15 protein-coding genes and 1 tRNA gene are annotated in these 16,360 nt (G+C 46.7%); 7 read left to right on the top strand and 9 right to left on the bottom strand.

Features of this window, described 5'->3' with window-relative positions; all coding sequences use genetic code 11:
• The first annotated feature begins 3 nt into the window (after positions 1 to 3).
• The 3 genes from ACR0QN_RS08325 to ACR0QN_RS08315 all read left to right on the top strand — a co-directional run bounded on the left by ACR0QN_RS08325 (position 4) and on the right by ACR0QN_RS08315 (position 5,595).
• Positions 4 to 1,137 (top strand): exonuclease SbcCD subunit D, encoded by a 1,134-nt coding sequence (locus ACR0QN_RS08325; protein WP_432650743.1) that lies wholly within the window; start codon positions 4 to 6, stop codon positions 1,135 to 1,137.
• Position 1,138: 1 nt separating this feature from the next.
• On the top strand, positions 1,139 to 3,913 hold the full coding sequence (locus ACR0QN_RS08320; protein ID WP_432650742.1) for an AAA family ATPase: 2,775 nt from the start codon (positions 1,139 to 1,141) through the stop codon (positions 3,911 to 3,913).
• A gap of 386 nt (positions 3,914 to 4,299) precedes the next feature.
• On the top strand, positions 4,300 to 5,595 hold the full coding sequence (locus tag ACR0QN_RS08315) for an O-acetylhomoserine aminocarboxypropyltransferase/cysteine synthase family protein (protein ID WP_432650741.1): 1,296 nt from the start codon (positions 4,300 to 4,302) through the stop codon (positions 5,593 to 5,595).
• 73 nt (positions 5,596 to 5,668) lie between these two features.
• Here the strand turns inward: ACR0QN_RS08315 and ACR0QN_RS08310 are convergent, their stop codons facing one another.
• From ACR0QN_RS08310 to ACR0QN_RS08275, 8 genes are all read right to left on the bottom strand, one after another.
• Positions 5,669 to 7,150, bottom strand: a complete 1,482-nt coding sequence (locus ACR0QN_RS08310) for a rhamnulokinase (protein WP_432650740.1) — start codon at positions 7,148 to 7,150, stop codon at positions 5,669 to 5,671.
• A 19-nt stretch (positions 7,151 to 7,169) separates the two neighbouring features.
• Positions 7,170 to 7,598, bottom strand: coding sequence for an L-fucose mutarotase (fucU, locus tag ACR0QN_RS08305; protein WP_432650739.1), 429 nt, complete (start codon positions 7,596 to 7,598; stop codon positions 7,170 to 7,172).
• A gap of 13 nt (positions 7,599 to 7,611) precedes the next feature.
• Positions 7,612 to 8,139: a nitroreductase family protein gene (locus tag ACR0QN_RS08300; protein ID WP_432650738.1), complete on the bottom strand. Its 528-nt coding sequence runs from the start codon at positions 8,137 to 8,139 to the stop codon at positions 7,612 to 7,614.
• A gap of 25 nt (positions 8,140 to 8,164) precedes the next feature.
• Positions 8,165 to 8,485, bottom strand: a complete 321-nt coding sequence (locus tag ACR0QN_RS08295; RefSeq protein WP_432650737.1) for a hypothetical protein — start codon at positions 8,483 to 8,485, stop codon at positions 8,165 to 8,167.
• A complete protein-coding gene (locus ACR0QN_RS08290; protein ID WP_432650736.1) occupies positions 8,482 to 9,048 on the bottom strand; it encodes a GNAT family N-acetyltransferase in 567 nt (188 codons plus the stop codon). Before ACR0QN_RS08290 ends, ACR0QN_RS08295 begins: the two co-directional genes overlap by 4 nt.
• A 143-nt stretch (positions 9,049 to 9,191) precedes the next feature.
• Positions 9,192 to 10,340 (bottom strand): lactaldehyde reductase, encoded by a 1,149-nt coding sequence (fucO, locus tag ACR0QN_RS08285; RefSeq protein WP_432650735.1) that lies wholly within the window; start codon positions 10,338 to 10,340, stop codon positions 9,192 to 9,194.
• Between the two features lie 78 nt (positions 10,341 to 10,418).
• Positions 10,419 to 11,009 carry a hypothetical protein gene (locus tag ACR0QN_RS08280; protein ID WP_432650734.1) on the bottom strand — a complete coding sequence of 197 codons (591 nt, stop codon included), beginning with the start codon at positions 11,007 to 11,009 and terminating at the stop codon, positions 10,419 to 10,421.
• A 21-nt stretch (positions 11,010 to 11,030) separates the two neighbouring features.
• On the bottom strand, positions 11,031 to 11,720 hold the full coding sequence (locus ACR0QN_RS08275; protein ID WP_432650733.1) for a class II aldolase/adducin family protein: 690 nt from the start codon (positions 11,718 to 11,720) through the stop codon (positions 11,031 to 11,033).
• Positions 11,721 to 11,985: 265 nt separating this feature from the next.
• Between ACR0QN_RS08275 and ACR0QN_RS08270 the strand changes: the two genes are divergently transcribed.
• The gene (locus ACR0QN_RS08270) at positions 11,986 to 13,263 is read left to right on the top strand and encodes a GTP-binding protein (RefSeq protein ID WP_432650732.1); all 1,278 of its coding nucleotides are present in this window, start codon (positions 11,986 to 11,988) and stop codon (positions 13,261 to 13,263) included.
• A gap of 196 nt (positions 13,264 to 13,459) precedes the next feature.
• Here ACR0QN_RS08270 and ACR0QN_RS08265 read toward each other — a convergent pair.
• A tRNA-Gly gene (locus ACR0QN_RS08265) sits at positions 13,460 to 13,533 on the bottom strand.
• A gap of 158 nt (positions 13,534 to 13,691) precedes the next feature.
• Here ACR0QN_RS08265 and ACR0QN_RS08260 point away from each other — a divergent pair.
• The 3 genes from ACR0QN_RS08260 to ACR0QN_RS08250 all read left to right on the top strand — a co-directional run bounded on the left by ACR0QN_RS08260 (position 13,692) and on the right by ACR0QN_RS08250 (position 16,227).
• Positions 13,692 to 14,180 (top strand): SDR family NAD(P)-dependent oxidoreductase, encoded by a 489-nt coding sequence (locus ACR0QN_RS08260; RefSeq protein WP_432650731.1) that lies wholly within the window; start codon positions 13,692 to 13,694, stop codon positions 14,178 to 14,180.
• A 78-nt stretch (positions 14,181 to 14,258) separates the two neighbouring features.
• Positions 14,259 to 14,726 carry an SDR family oxidoreductase gene (locus ACR0QN_RS08255; protein ID WP_432650730.1) on the top strand — a complete coding sequence of 156 codons (468 nt, stop codon included), beginning with the start codon at positions 14,259 to 14,261 and terminating at the stop codon, positions 14,724 to 14,726.
• 1 nt (position 14,727) lies between these two features.
• On the top strand, positions 14,728 to 16,227 hold the full coding sequence (locus ACR0QN_RS08250) for a leucine-rich repeat domain-containing protein (RefSeq protein ID WP_432650729.1): 1,500 nt from the start codon (positions 14,728 to 14,730) through the stop codon (positions 16,225 to 16,227).
• Positions 16,228 to 16,360: the final 133 nt, after the last annotated feature.

Here is a 16,360-nt window from a genome sequence, read left to right as displayed (position 1 = left end):
CTTATGAAATTTATTCATCTCTCCGATCTTCATCTGGGGATAAGGGTAAGCGATTTTTCTTTAGCTGAAGATCAAAGATATATTCTTGAGCGTATAACGGGCATTATCGACAGAGAAAAACCCGACGGTATTATAATTGCCGGGGATATTTATGACAAGACCGTTCCCCCTGCGGAAGCTGTGGCGATGTTTGACGATTTTATAAGCGGTATTGCAAAAAGAAATATCCGGACCTTTATCATCAGCGGAAATCACGATTCTGCAGAGAGAGTTTCTTTCGGTTCAAGGATAATGGACGCAAGCGGTATACATTTTTCACCCGTTTATAACGGCAAAGTCAGTCCTGTGGTTATGGATGACAGGTTCGGCAGGGTGAATGTTTATATGCTGCCGTTTCTCAGACCTTCATCGGTGAGGGCGTTTTACCCCGATGAGGATACGGACAGCTATTCCTCGGCGGTGGAAACGGCGGTAAGGCACCTTGAAATTGACCCTTCCGAGAGGAATATTCTGGTCACCCATCAATTCGTTACGGGTGCGCTTCGCTCCGATTCGGAGGAGGTGTCGGTGGGCGGCACGGATAATGTTTCCGCTGAGATTTTTTCTGAGTTTGACTACGTGGCTTTAGGGCATATCCACCGTCCCCAGAACATTGGCTCGGAAAGGATAAGATACTGCGGAACGCCGCTTAAATACTCATTTTCCGAGGCAGGACATAAAAAATCCGTTACCGTTACAGAGCTTTTGAAAAAGGGCGAGCTTTCGGTCAGAACAGAGGAACTTATTCCCCTTCGTGATATGGTGGAGCTTAAAGGCAGCTATGAGGAGCTTATGAGCAAAAGTTTTTACGAGGGCACAAGCTATATCGAGGACTATGTTCACATTACTCTTACCGATGAAAGCGATGTTCCCGACGCTGTATCAAAGCTCAGAATGGTTTACAAAAGGCTTATGAAAATGGATTACGACAACGCCCGCACACGCAGGCAGAATATCATTTCGGGAGCGGCTGAGGTGAAGGAGACAGACCCTGTGAAGCTTTTCGGGGAATTTTTCGAGGCGCAGAACAACATTCCTCTGAGCGCAGAGCAGGCTGCATTTGCGGAGGATATCATCAAGGAAGCGTGGCAAATATAAAATGAGACCTATAAAGCTTAAAATGACCGCCTTCGGTCCCTATGTGGGCAGCAGGGAAAAGGCTGTTGTGATAGATTTTGACAAGCTTGGCAGAGAGGGACTTTACCTTATCACAGGCGATACGGGAGCAGGCAAGACTACCATTTTTGACGCAATAACCTTTGCACTTTACGGAGAAGCAAGCGGCGACAACAGAGAGCCGAAAATGCTGCGTTCCAAATATGCGGCAGGGGATATCCCTACTGTGGTGGAACTTACCTTTGAGTACAGAGACAAGGTTTACGTCATAAGGCGAAATCCCGATTATGAACGCCCTAAGAGCAGGGGCGAGGGGGTCACTGTTGAAAAGGCTTCTGCGTGTCTCACATATCCCGACGGAAGGGTGCTTGACGGAAAAATAAGCGACGTTAACAAGGCTGTGCGGGATATTATCGGCATTGACAGAGATCAGTTTATGCAGATAGCAATGATATCCCAGGGAGATTTTCTGAAGCTGCTTTTAGCAGGCACGGCAGACAGGCAGGAGATATTCAGAAAGATATTTAAGACGGAAAAGTACAAGCAGATACAGGATATTCTCAAAAACAGATGTTCCGAGCTAAAAAAGGAGTATGATGCACTTAAATCGGGAACTGCAAGATTTATCGGGGCAGTTGCGGCAGATGAGAAAAGTACGTATTTCCCGAAGCTTGAGATGGCAAAGAGGGGAGAGATACCTTTTGAAGATGCTGCGGAGGTAATAGAGAAAGTGATCGCTGAGGACAAAGAAGCTGAAAAAAAGTATTCTCAAATGCTTGCGGATATTGAAAAAGAGCTTGGGGGAGTCCTTGAAAATATCGGCAAAGTCAAGAAAATAAAGGAAGCTGAAGACTCTCTTTCGGACATAAAAAAGCGGCTTGAGGAACTGATGCCCGTTCTTGAGACTTCCGAAAAGGAGTTTAATGCCAAGAAAGAAGCTCTGTCCGCCGGGGACGAGCTTACGGCAAAGGCTGAGAAGCTTAAAAATGAGCTTGAAAAATATACACAGCTTGAAAATGCTTCTTCGGAAGCGGCGGCTCTTGAAAAGAGGATTTCCGATAACAGTTTGCTTATCAGTAAGAACTCTGAGCTGCTCAAAAAGGGAGAGGACAGGCTGCTGACGCTGAAAAAAGAGCTTTCGGAGCTTGAGAATGCAGGAGAGAATGCGGCTAATCTGAATAATGCTCTGGAGAAACTCAGTTCTGAAAGAGATGAAATGCTCAGACTTAAACGTGCCGCAGATGAATTTGACAGGATACGTGCAGGGCTTGAAAAGGAAAGGAAAAATTATCTGGCGGCTTCAAGGGAATATGATAGGGCACAGGCGCATTATCTGCGGCTGAACAAGGCATTTCACGATGAACAGGCAGGTATTCTGGCAGAAGAACTTGCTGACGGAATGCCTTGCCCTGTGTGCGGCTCGCTGCATCACCCCTCACCTGCCGTCAAATCTCAGTCTGCACCAACAAAGGAGCAGGTGGAAGCTGCAGCTGAAACGGCTCAGCAGAAAAACACCCTTATGAACCAAGCAAGCAGCCGCTGCGGCGAGATAAGGGGCAGATTTGAAAACGGCAGAAAATGGATAGGGGAGCGGACAGAGGGCAAATGCGACGAAAACTCTATCCACAGCTATATCGACGGCGAGCTTATGCGCATAAGCAATGAAACGTCCGAAAAATCGGGACTTCTTCAGCTTGAAAATGAAAGGAGTCAGCGAAAAAAGGCGGTGACTGAGGTTGTTCCTGCCGTTGAAAAGAAGATCGGGGAAATTAAGGATAATATTTCTCAGCTTAAAAGTCTTGTATCTTCCGATGAAGCGGTTCTTGCTCAGAAGCGTGAGACGGTGAAAAAGCTTTCGGCGGATGTGGGCTTTGAGAGCAAGGCTGCGGCTCAGGCAGAGATATCGAAAATTTTGTCGGAGAAAGACCGCCTTAAACGGGAATATGAGACTGCTGAGGACAAGTATAAGAAAAATTCCGCACTTGCCGAGTCTTTAAAGGGTCAGAAGGAGCAGCTTGAAAGTCAGCTTCAAAACACAGAGGGTGCAGACCTTGAAGCTCTCGAGGCAAAGCGCAGAGGGTTTACGGAAAAAAAGGAAGCTGCATCGGCTGAGAATATGGTCATATGCGGCAGGCTCCGCTCAAACATTACGGCGCTTGAGCAAATAAAGACACAATCTGCCGAGATGGCTCAGACGGAAAAGAAATACGCTGTGGCTATGGCTCTTTCGGACACCGCAAATGGCAGGCTTGCGGGCAAGGCTAAAATAAGCTTTGAGACCTATGTGCAGATGTATTTCCTTGACAGGATACTTGAAAGGGCAAACCACAGGCTGCTCATTATGTCCGATAATCAGTACGAGCTGAAACGCAGAGAGCAGGATAAGGCGGAGGGCAGCGGTCAGAGGGGACTTGAGCTTGATGTTCTCGACCACTATAACGGAACGGTGAGAGATGTAAGATCTCTTTCGGGCGGAGAGTCCTTCAAGGCGTCACTTGCGCTGGCTCTTGGACTTTCGGACGAGGTGCAGTCCTCGGCTCCTGCAATAAAGCTTGACTGTATGTTTGTTGACGAGGGCTTCGGCTCGCTTGACGAGGAGTCACTCAGGCAGGCGATAAAGGCGCTTTCGGAAATAGGCGGCGGCAACAGGCTTGTGGGAATTATTTCCCACGTGTCCGAGCTTAAAGAGCGTATCGAAAAGCAGATCGTCGTTACCAAGGACATCAGCGGCGGCAGCAGGGCAGAAGTTAAGGTATAATAGACTGCTTTCCAAAAATGATTAGTATATGATAATGAAACCGACTGCGTTTGCGGTTGGTTTCATTTTGTAGGATATGGGATAAAATTCCTTCTGATTTGTAAAATGCAGCAAGTTTTAACTTATTTTTAGCTTAAAATTTGTGACTTGTTATAAAATACCAAAATCCTATCAAAAATATAGGAAAACCTCTTGACAAATTTGGAAAAGTGATTTATAATATAATCACAGTCAAACACTACTAAGCAAATAGGAATGGTGGAGATTACGATGATATTTATAAATAAGCCAAGTTACGGACGAATGTGCTGTTGACCTTGTTCCGTTTTTAAAAACAGTTATAAACTATAAACAAAAAAATGATTTAAGAAAAGAGGATTTTTATTATGGCACAGATCACAGATACATCAGCTTGGGGCTTTGAAACAAAGCAGCTTCACATCGGACAGGAAGAGGCAGACCCCGCAACCGATTCCAGAGCAGTTCCCATTTATCAGACCACTTCTTACGTTTTTAAAAATTCCGCTCACGCAGCTGCACGCTTCGGTCTTTCAGATGCAGGCAATATTTACGGCAGACTTACAAACTCCACTCAGGATGTTTTCGAACGCAGAATAGCGGCTCTTGAGGGCGGCGTTGCAGCTCTTGCGGTGGCTTCGGGAGCAGCGGCAATTGCATACACTTTCCAGAATCTTGCTGCAGCAGGTGACAATATCGTTTCCTCAAAGACCATTTACGGCGGTACATATAATCTTCTCGCTCATACTCTTCCTCAGTACGGAATTGATACCACTTTCGTTAATATTCACGATCTTGACGAGGTCAGAAAGGCTGTTAAGCCTAACACCAAGGCAATTTTCCTTGAGACTCTCGGAAACCCCAACAGCGATATTGCTGATATTGACGCTCTTGCTGAGATAGCTCACGAAAACAAGATACCCCTTGTTATCGACAGCACATTTGCTACTCCTTATCTTATCCGTCCCATTGAGCACGGCGCAGATATCGTAGTTCATTCGGCTACAAAGTTCATCGGCGGCCACGGCACAACTCTCGGCGGCGTTATCGTTGACAGCGGCAAGTTCGACTGGGAGGCAAGCGGAAAGTTCCCCTCTATTACCGAGCCTAACCCCAGCTATCACGGCATTTCCTTTACAAAGGCTGTTGGCGCAGCGGCTTTTGTTACAAAGATAAGAGCTATCCTTCTCAGAGATACGGGCGCTACCATTTCTCCCTTCAACGCATTCCTGCTTCTTCAGGGACTTGAAACTCTGTCTCTCAGAGTTGAGCGCCACGTGGAGAACGCCCTCAAGGTGGTTGAGTTCCTCAAAAATCACCCTGCTGTTGAGAATGTAAATCACCCATCTCTGCCCGATTACCCCGACCACGCTCTTTATGAGAAATATTTCCCGAATGGCGCAGGCTCTATCTTCACCTTTGAGGTAAAGGGCGGTGCCAAGGAGGCTCAGGAGTTTATCGACAGACTGCAGATCTTCTCGCTCCTTGCAAATGTTGCGGACGTTAAGTCTCTCGTTATCCACCCTGCAAGCACAACTCACTCCCAGCTCACCGAGGAGGAGCTTATCGATCAGGGTATCAAGCCCAATACCGTAAGACTTTCTATCGGTACAGAGAGCATAAAGGATATCCTTGCAGACCTTGATCAGGCTCTCAAAGGTTAATAAGCATTAAGAATTTCCCCGACAGTTTTCAGTATGACTGTCGGGGATTTTGTGTATGTATTTGTTATTAGGGTCAGCTTATGCCTGTTATCCTCTTGTACCTCTCATAGCTTTCAGTCCATTCCGCCTCATTTTCGGGAAGGTAGACATTTATTTCCTCCGAGCGGCGGATTATTTTCCGGGCTTCCGAAATACTGTCAATTGCGCCAAGCGAAATAAGCTGTATTGCACCGTTTCCGTATGCGGTGGCTTCAACAGGTCCTGCATTTACCGTACAGCCGCAGGAGCAGGCGGCGAGACTGCAAAGGAAGGTGTCCTTGATACCTCCGCCAACCATATATATCTTATTGTATTTCCTGCCCGTACATTCGGAAATTTCATCGAGCGACTGTCTGTACTTCAATGCAAGGCTCTCGTAAATGCAGCGCATTACTTCTCCCAGAGTCTGCGGCACGTACTGTCTCGTGCGGGTGCAGTAGTCCTTTACCCTCTGAGGGATATCTCCCGGGGGAACAAATTCGGGGGCGGCAGGGTCGATGAAGCATTTGAAAGGCTCGCTCTCACGTGCCAGTTTTTCAAGGTCGGCAAAGGAATATCCCTGCCCCTGCTTTCGGAGATAACGCCTTGTTTCCTGTATGAACCACAGCCCGATGATGTTTTTGAGGAAGGTGGTCTTTCTGCCAAAGCCCGTTTCATTGGTGATGTTGTATTTTGCGGAAAGGGGAGTGAGGACGGGGCTGTCCGTTTCTGTACCGAATAGCGACCAGGTGCCGCAGGAGATGAATATGAAATCCTCCTCCTCGGCGGGAACTGCTGCGGCGGCACACTGAGTATCGTGACCGCAGACTGCCGTTATGGGACATACGGGAACGCACAGCTCCTCGGAAAGCTCTTCGGTGAGCATACCTGCCTGTGTTCCGGAGTGGATAATTTCGGGAAATATGCTTCGTGGCAGTCCGAGAGCGCTTATGACCTTTTCAGACCAGTCCTTTGTTTTGGCATCAAGAAGTCCTGTGGTTGAGGCTATTGACAGCTCGCTGTGAAGTTCACCTGTGAGCAGATAATTAAACAGATCGGGGGTAAGAAGAATTTTATCGGTGCGGCTCAGCAGTTCTTCCCTGCAAAGCTTTAATGACAGCAGCTGAAATGCGGTGTTTATTTCCATTATCTCTATTCCCGTAACGGAGTAAAGCTCCTCGGGGGATATTTTTTCAAAGGCTTTGGGAAGTATTCCGCTTGTGCGGCGGTCACGGTAGTTTACGGGATCTTCAAGCAGTGCTCCGTCCCTGCCAATAAGACCGAAATCCACTCCCCAGGTGTCTATGCCGATGCTTTCAAAACCGCCTGCGGCATTTGCCTTGATAATTCCCTGCTTTATTTCGTGAAAAAGTCTCAGGATATCCCAGTAAAAAGTGCCGTGGACCATTACGGGGTCGTTGGAGAAGCGGTGTACCTCCTCCATTGAGAGCTTGCCGTTTTCAAGGGAGCAGAGCATTGCCCGTCCGCTTGAGGCTCCGAAATCAAACACCAGCACGCTTCTTTTTCTGTCGGGCATATTCTTTCCGCCTTTCTGTTTACTTTACTACGCCTTTTTTGAGAATAATATTTGCGTAAATGGCTTCCTCGCCCGTTGCCACAACAGCATATGCATTTTTTGCACGCTCGTAGAAAGCAAAACGCTCGATCATATCTATCTTGCAGTTTTCGGGTTCGTATTTATTGATTATCGCCTTGTACTCATTCCAGATGGTGGGAACGACAGGGTCGCCAGGCACCACCTCCATAAGCATTACGGGCTTTTCGGTGTATGTGTCCAAGGGGAAAAGCTGCATTATTGCGTCAAGCAGCTCGGGAACGCCGTGTCCGTCACAGCGGATAACTCTTTTGCCGTAGGTCTCGGCAGGGAAATTTCCGTCGCCGATAACAAGCTCGTCGCCGTGTCCCATTTCCATAAGTGTCTTTATAAGCTCGGGGGAGATTATCTTCGGTATGTTTTTAAGCATTGGTAAACCCTCCTTATTTGTTGTTAACGTAAATTATCCTGCCATCTTTTCGGGGCTTTGCTTCGGGATAGGGCTTGTCGGAATAGCCGAGAATACAGTTGCCGATGCCCTTGTATTTCTCATCAATTCCCCATTTTTTCATAAGCGCTTTTCCCTCATCTGTCTCAAAGACCTCTCTTGCACGATGTATCCAGCAGGAGTCAACGCCCAGAGAATGAGCGGCATTCAGGAGATTTCCCATTACAAGAGAGCCGTCCTCCATATATGTGTGTACGGTGCTGTCGGCAAAGACGATTATTACCGTGCCTGCGCCGTAGAAGGGGTCTGTGCTGCTGCCCATTACGGCGGCGTTAAGCATTGACAGGTCGGCGATAAGGTCTTTGTTGCGGACTGCAACCATTATGGTAGGCTGCCTGTCCATACCGCTGGGGGCGTATTTTCCTGCGGTGAGTATTTCCTCAAGCACATCGTCGGGGACGGGTCTGCCGTCATAGGAACGGACGCTTCTGCGCTGGGTGAGGCATTTTATTACTTCGTTCACTTAAATTACTTCCTTTCGGTAAATATCAGTTTATGACGATAACATCGTCGGTCTGTTCGGTGAGGGAGATGTCGGATATGGTAAGGTCAACGCCTGCTTTATCTGCCATTTTATGGGCTTTGGCGATTATCCGCACCTTGTTTTTCTCAAAGGCTTTGAGTATCATTTCGTCCTGCTTTTCCTTGGGGATAAATTTCGGGAAATTTTCAAGAACGCCCGGGGTCTCGGCGGCGTTTTTTACCATATCGGGAATGGGCAGATCCTCCTTTTTGATGTAGGGGAGCAGGGCACGTATAGCCTGGGGATAGTTTAACTCATCAATATCTATTTTCAGTTCAAATTTCATTCGGCTGTCCTTTCGGTTTGTGAAATAGAATAGGGATAAATGTGTGAAAACAGTCTGCCTGCATATTCATTCATCATTCGGGTGTAATCATCGGGTTCAAGGTGTTCCGATGTGCCCATTACATCGTAGGTCACGCCGCCCTCGGTTATCTGACAGTCAACGGGCTTCAGACCGTTATGCATATAGAAATTTCTTCGCTTTACACGTTCATCGTAATTGGGTGCAGCTTCATCGAGAGTTTCAAGTGCTAAAAACAGCTGCTGACCGTCATACATACGCCTCAGCGTTCGGATAATAGCCGAGCCGTAGCCTTTGCCTCTTTCGGTCTCCGAGACAGCAAGGTAAAACAGGTATGAAAGCTTTTCTTTAGAGATGACGTAAGCAAGACCTATCCATTTTCCGTCGGCGTATATGCCCCAGAAATCCACGTCCTCTCTGCCTGTCTTTGACATAAGCAGAAAAAAGGGCGGACGTTCTTCGGGAGGAAAGGCACTCAGGTAAAGCTCCTTTATCTGTTTGTATTCGGGAAGCGAGGACTTAACTCGTTTCAGGGTAATTCGCATTTTGTTATCATTCCTTTTTTATGATTTTTGCTCCGACTATGAAAATAAAACTGTTCATCGCCGTAGGAAATACCACAAAAAACATTACAAGGGCGCTCTGCGGTGAACGCCCCTGTTTTGCTTTGCGTGGAAAGTAATTTTTGTCAGATCAGAGATCTGTACAGCTCTGCGATCTCCTCAACAGAAGTCTCTCTGGGGTTTCCGGGACGGCAGGCGTCATCGTATGCCGACTGGGAAAGGAAGGGGATATCCTCTGCCTTTACGATATCCTTGAGGTCCTCGGGGATTCCTACGTCCTTTGCAAGCTGCTTAACTGCGTCAATGGCAGCCTTGCGGTATTCTTCCTGAGACATATCGTCTACGCCCTTGACACCCATTGCTCTTGCTATCTCACGATATTTTTCCCCTGTTGCGGGAGCGTTATACTCCATTACGGTGGGGAGGATTATTGCGTTTGCAATGCCGTGAGGTGTGTCATAGAGCGCACCGAGAGGGTGAGCCATTGAGTGGACGATTCCGAGTCCCACGTTTGAGAAGCCCATTCCTGCGATATACTGACCGAGAGCCATATCTGTTCTGCCCTCGGGGATATTTGCTACGGCATTTCTGAGACTTCTGCCGATAATTTCGATTGCCTTTAAGTGGAACATATCGGAAAGCTCCCATGCGCCTGCGGTTATGTAGCCCTCGATTGCGTGGGTGAGAGCGTCCATTCCTGTTGCGGCGGTGAGTCCCTTGGGCATTGAGGACATCATATCGGGGTCAACAAATGCCACAACGGGGATATCGTGGGGGTCAACGCAGACCATTTTTCTGTTCTTCTGAACATCGGTGATAACGTAGTTGATAGTCACCTCTGCGGCTGTTCCTGCGGTGGTGGGTACGGCGAGGATAGGCACGCACTTGTTTTTTGTGTCTGCAACGCCCTCAAGGCTTCTTACATCGGCAAATTCGGGGTTGTTGATGATTATGCCCACAGCCTTTGCGGTGTCCATTGAAGAGCCGCCGCCGATAGCAATGAGATAATCAGCGCCTGCTGCCTTGAATGCTGCAACACCTGCCTGAACGTTTTCAATTGAAGGGTTAGGCTTTATTTCCGAGAAGATCTCGTAAGCAAGACCTGCATTGTCAAGCACATCTGTTACCTTCTTTGTAACGCCGAACTTGATAAGGTCCGGGTCTGAGCATACGAGAGCCTTTTTAAAGCCTCTGCCCTTTGCTTCGTCTGCAATGGCGGAAATTGCGCCTGAGCCGTGATAAGAGGTTTCGTTGAGGATAAATCTGTTTGCCATAAAATTCCATCTCCTTTATATTTTGGCAGATCCTTCTGCATTGGTCATATGATGAATGTGACTTGAGGTGTTATTATGTCACAGCGGCTTTTTGCGGTTTGTGAAAATGTCCTCGTAATCGCCGCTTGTGGGAGGGGGCTTAATATCGTCCATTCTGGTGCTTTCTGGATCGCTTTTTGCCCGTTTCATACGGGAGGCAAATTCTTCGCCCGAGGTGCGGCGGTGAGGCTTATGCATATAGATCTCCGCATTGAAGCCCGGATAGCCGAACTGCCCTTTGAGTAATGACAGCACCTTGTACTGACGCATACACAGATACTGAGGCAGGGCAAAAAGCATAAGAAACGGCACTCCCATCATAAAGCTTTTTTGTGCGATCATAACAAGCAGCACACGTATGAGAAATACGGCAAGTGCATAGACAGTCCATTTTTCACGCTTGCAGGAGGACAGCACGCTCAGCACGATGGATACGGGAGCGAGTAGACTTTCGAGGAAAGATAAAAGATCTTCTCTGCCGAGATACATTGGTATGCCCATCACATCATACAGAGTAACAGCGCCGTTGATGATGACACATAGAAAACCTGCAGCATAAAACAGCTTGTCTATGCGCTGCATAAGCTGCTGATTGCGGTTCATCTGTGCGATAAGCTCCTGTTCGTCCATCGGCGTCCTCCATATGATCTGTTATTTGTCTCCGTAGGGATATTTCTTATATCCCGGGTGTCTGCCCGTTACCTTGTAATTTTCACGCATACTGCAGAGACGGTCGATATTTTCACGGGAAATTTCTCTTTCTCCGCCGAGTAAGTGGGCTGTGAGGGAAATTTTTGCAAAAAGCTCAAGAGTTTCCATTCGGTAGTAGGCGGTGAGCAGGTCTGCGCCCACGGTAAGTGCGCCGTGATTTTGCAGAAGCATTACATCGTGCTCCTTTAAATAAGGAGCGATTGCGTCGGGCACCTCGTATGTAGAGGGTGTGCCGTAGGGGGTGACGGGAACGCTGCCTACGGCTATGACAGCTTCTATCATTGTGTAGCCGTCAAGGGCTTTGTTTGCTACTGCGTAGCCTGTGGCAGTAGGGGGGTGAGCGTGAACAACTCCGCCTACGTCCTCACGTTCTTTGTAGCATCGCAGGTGCATTTTTATCTCCGAGGAGGGACGGTAGCCGTTTTCCGCTTCGATAATATTGCCCTCGCCGTCAATTCTCACAATCTTTTCCGGGGTGATGAAGCTTTTGGATATTCCTGTGGGGGTGGCAAGAAATGTGCCGTCGTCGAGCTTTACGGAAACGTTTCCGTCATTTGCTGCGACCCAGCCCAGCTGCCACATCTTATGGCAGACATCGCACATCTGCTCTTTTATTTCGTTAATATTCATAATGAAAAAATCCTTTCGGGGGAATATTTATGTTTATATTATACAACAATTATTCGCATATGTCTACATAATTGTGTAAATTTATGCTTAAAAAATGGAAACGCTTTTTTGGTCAATTTAAACAACTGCTGAAAAAGGGTGATGATATGATGAAAATTGCCCGAAAGCTGTTGCATTTTTTTAACCAAAGTGGTATAATATTTATTTGCAGGAAAAAAAGATCTTATACGCCGAAATCGGCTTTGATACGAAAGGAATGTTAATTATGGCTAATTCAAAAAAGCTTGTTCCCATTACTCTGCTGACGGGTTATCTCGGAGCGGGCAAAACTACTCTTATCAATCACGTGCTTAATAATCAGGAGGGCTACAAGTGCGCTGTTATTGTCAACGATATCGGTGAAGTGAACATTGACGCCGAGCTTATCCAGAAGGGCGGCACGGTGACTCAGAAGGACGATAATCTTGTTCCGCTGTCAAACGGCTGTATCTGCTGCACTCTTAAAGTTGACCTTATGAACCAGATAACCGACCTTATAAAGACAGGAAAGTTTGACTATATTCTCATTGAGGCAAGCGGTATCTGCGAACCTCTGCCAATTGCCCAGTCCATTTCCGTTCTCGAGGGCAAAGCTGATAAAAAATATCCCCCTATCTGCCGTCTTGACAATATCGTTACTGTTGTGGACGCTCTTAGAATGGCTACAGAGTTTGGCTGCGGCGATGAGCTGCTTAAAGAAAACATTGACGAGGAGGACATTGAAAACCTCCTTATCCAGCAGATAGAATTCTGCTCAACCATTATCCTCAACAAGGTGGACAAGGTAGACAGCGAGCAGCTTGGCAGGGTCAAAGCTATGATAAAGGTATTGCAGCCCAAGGCAAGAATTATCGAGGCAAGCTTTGGCAAGGTTGCAGTTCCTGATATTCTTGATACGGGTGCTTATGATTTTGAGGAGGCTGTTACTTCCGCAGGCTGGGCAAAGGCTTTCGAGGAAGCCGGCAAGGAGGACAGCGAGGAGGACGAGCATCATCACCACGATCACGATGACGATGATGACGATCACGATGAGCACGAACATCACCACCATCACGATGATGACGATGAACACGCTGAACACGAACATCATCATCACCATCACGATCATTGCCACAATGACGAGGAGGGCGAGGCTGAGGAATACGGTATCGGCACCTTTGTTTACCGCCGCCGCCGTCCATTTAACAAGGACAGGCTTCAGGAATGGGTGGGCAACTGGCCTAAGAACATTATCCGCTGCAAGGGTATGCTGTGGTTCTCAGATGATCCCGAGAACGCTTTCGTTTTTGAGCAGGCAGGTGTTCAGATAACCGCAACAGGCTCGGGCAAGTGGTTTGCCGCTGCTCCCGAAAAGGAGAGAAAGCGCCTTTTGAAGCAGTATCCCGAAATTGCCGCTGACTGGGACGAGAAGTACGGCGACAGGGAGATAAAGCTTGTTTTCATCGGTCAGAAAATGGACAAGCAGGCTATCTGCGACAGCCTTGACAAGTGCCTTGATGACTAATGAATAAATTTTCCCCGATATGCTTCGTGTGGAGCATATCGGGGAATTTTTTTGATTTTATAATGCAAATTATATAGTTTCATTAGAAAAGGCTCTGGCATAGTTTGGATTTTAGATCAGCATTCTTTCAGAAGCACCTGACAGAAAGAGTGGGAGGTATACCGTATATTATATTTGAAAAAAATTATCAAAATAAAGCTGCGGGTCGGACTCGGACCGACATATTCCCCTCTTGGCAGGAGGGAGTTTTACCGATTAAACTACCGCAGCCGCCCCTGAAAGAGCAAGGCTCTTTCACACACACGTGGGGGTGTGGCTCTGCAAATGCACGAGGAAAGGCATATATATTATAGCACAATAATTATGTTAAGTCAAGATTGACAGTTTATTTTTATAATGTTATAATTGTAAATAAGGCAGGTGGAAATATGCGGCAGTGTCTTATTTGTAAAAGGAAAAATATTGAACATTACGGGATATGCCCCGAATGTGAGAAAATGAACGCTCTTCACAGGGCTGTGAGCGCCGACCTTTCGGGCTACACAGCGCTTGTGACGGGGGGAAGGATAAATATCGGATATCACACCTGTCTCAGGCTTCTGAGAAACGGTGCCGAGGTCATTGCTGTGACCCGCTTTCCCTATGACGCAATGAAAAGATATTCCTCGGAGCCTGATTTTAATGAGTTCGGTGACAGGCTTCACATTTGCGGATTTGACCTTAAACGTGCGGACAGAATGGATATGCTTATTTCCTATGAAAAGGAAATGTTCCCGAATGGTCTTGACATTCTCATAAACAATGCCGCTCAGACCATACGCAAGGCTCCGTCATATTATGCGGAGCTTGCCGCCGGGGAGGAACGGCTTCGGCTGGAATTTTGCAGCGAGTTGCCTGCCCGTATTCTGACATCGTGAGAGGATACCTATGAACTGCTGCCTGCGATCTGTGACAATGATCTGTCCTTTTATGAAACTCCCGAGCATAATTCCTGTGTGGCAAAGAGCGAGGAAATATCCGCCGCAGAACTGCTTGAGGTACAGCTTATAAACGTTACTGCGCCCTTTCTGCTTACGGCTCAGCTTAAATCACATATGGCAAAAAGCCCTCACCCTAACAGGTTTATAATAAACGTTTCCTCGGTGGAGGGGCGGTTCAATCACAAAATGAAGCTTGCCCGTCACGTTCATACAAATATGGCAAAGGCTTCTCTTAATATGATGACCCATTCACTTGCAGGGGAATTTGCTGCAGAGCGGATATTTATGTACAGCGTTGACCTGGGCTGGATATCAAATCAGTTTCCATCGGAGTATGAGGTCTCAAAAAATTTCAAGCCCTATCTATCCTTTGATGACGGTGCGGCACGTATCTGCGCCCCCATATATGAGCATCTGAACGACGAAAAAAAGCCGAAAGACATCGGCGCACTTTACAAGGATTACAAAATAATGGAGTACTAAAATGGATATATTCAAAATGCTTTCCGATATTGCGGCGGTGATAAAAAAGCCTTCGGGAAATACCTCTGCCGATAAAAAAAGTGAAAAGTCGGCTGTTTTTCCTGTTGTTTCGGATAATCCCAAGCCCGATACAGAAGTCCAAAACAACGAGCTTCGTTTAACGTTTAAGGAAGCTCAGCAGGCAGGCTTTCAGTTTTGTTATACAAGAAAAAAGCAGGTTATCATTACAAGTATTCACGTTAAGTCCGAAAAGACAATCATTCCAGCATATATTGACAACCACCCTGTTGTGAGGATAGCCGACAGCTGCCGTCCCATTGCTCTACCTAATATAAAAAATGCTGTGCTTGTTTTTCCCGATACTGTGAAGGAAATAGGTGAAGGTGCGTTCAGAGCATACAGAATACCGAGATGTAATATCAGGAAACCATTGTGGGGACCGATTTTTACGGAAATTTATTTTCCCGAAGCCTATGTGCGAATAGGCGAGCTTGCCTTTTACGATCAGGCAAATCTGAAAAAGCTTCATTTCGGCAGAAAGGCATTTATTGAAGGCAGTGCTTTTGGCAGGTGCACAGCTCTTGAAGAGGTGAAGCTGAAAAGCTGTTCTCTTTTAGACGAGTGCTTCGGCAATTGCACAGCGCTTTCAAGGGTATCGTGGGAAAAGGCTGAGTATTGCGGCGATAGGGTATTTTTCGGTACACCTTTTGAGAAAAGCTGTGATGTGCTTATCACAGGCGATGTGCTTCAGAAGGTCAGGACAGATGAAAAGATTTTTACCGTTCCCGAGGGAGTTAAAACCATAGGTGAAAATGCTTTTGAAAATAATAAGTCTATTGAAAGAGTGATCTTACCGTCCTCTGTTATAATAATAAAAAGACAGGCTTTTGTGGGCTGTGAAAAGCTTTGGGACATTGATCTGAGAAATGTGAAAGTGATTTATGGCGACGCATTTAAAAACTGCCTAAGCCTTGACAGCAGAGTCAGAATAGGCGCCGATACCGAGTTCAGAGGTTATCCGTTTACGAGAACGATGCTTGAAAAGGAAAGCGTTACAAAGGACGGCATTGTTATTAACGGCGTTCTTTTTAGCATCAGACCGGATTTTTCGGGCAGCCTGTGGCAGATATCCGATAATGTCCGCATAATATCGGGAGATATGAGCAGATATGATCTTGAAAGACGGTGGAGCAAAATATCGGGAATGGAAATAGTTTTTCCCGAAAGCGTTACGAAGATAAATGATATAAATCTTTTTTCCTTTGCCAAACGGCTTACGTTCAAAAATCCCAATGTGCAGATATACAGCTCAAAAGGATTTCCGCTCTGTAATTCTTTCAGAAAAAATATAACGCTTACCTTTATCACCGAAAACGGCAGCTCCGATATACCCATTGTCTTTCCGAAAAATATCGGCGATAATCCCGCATATAGGAAAACCGTCGAGTTTTATGACAGGGTGTTCGATGGACGATTTGGACGATTTGATATAAATACCTGATTCCGCAAAACTCAAAACGCTGCCGAAAGTCTTAAGAAGGTCTGAATCCAAGCATTGCATCTTCCAAGAGCAAGACGGAGCTTACGAGCGTGAACAGTGAGATGACCGGCAATGAGAATCAAGTTATCAATTA

It is taken from the genome of Huintestinicola sp., assembly GCF_050874005.1.
Lineage (GTDB): Bacteria > Bacillota > Clostridia > Oscillospirales > Ruminococcaceae > Huintestinicola.
The sequence above is the reverse complement of the archived record's forward strand: the minus strand, read 5'-3'. Positions and strand labels throughout refer to the sequence as shown.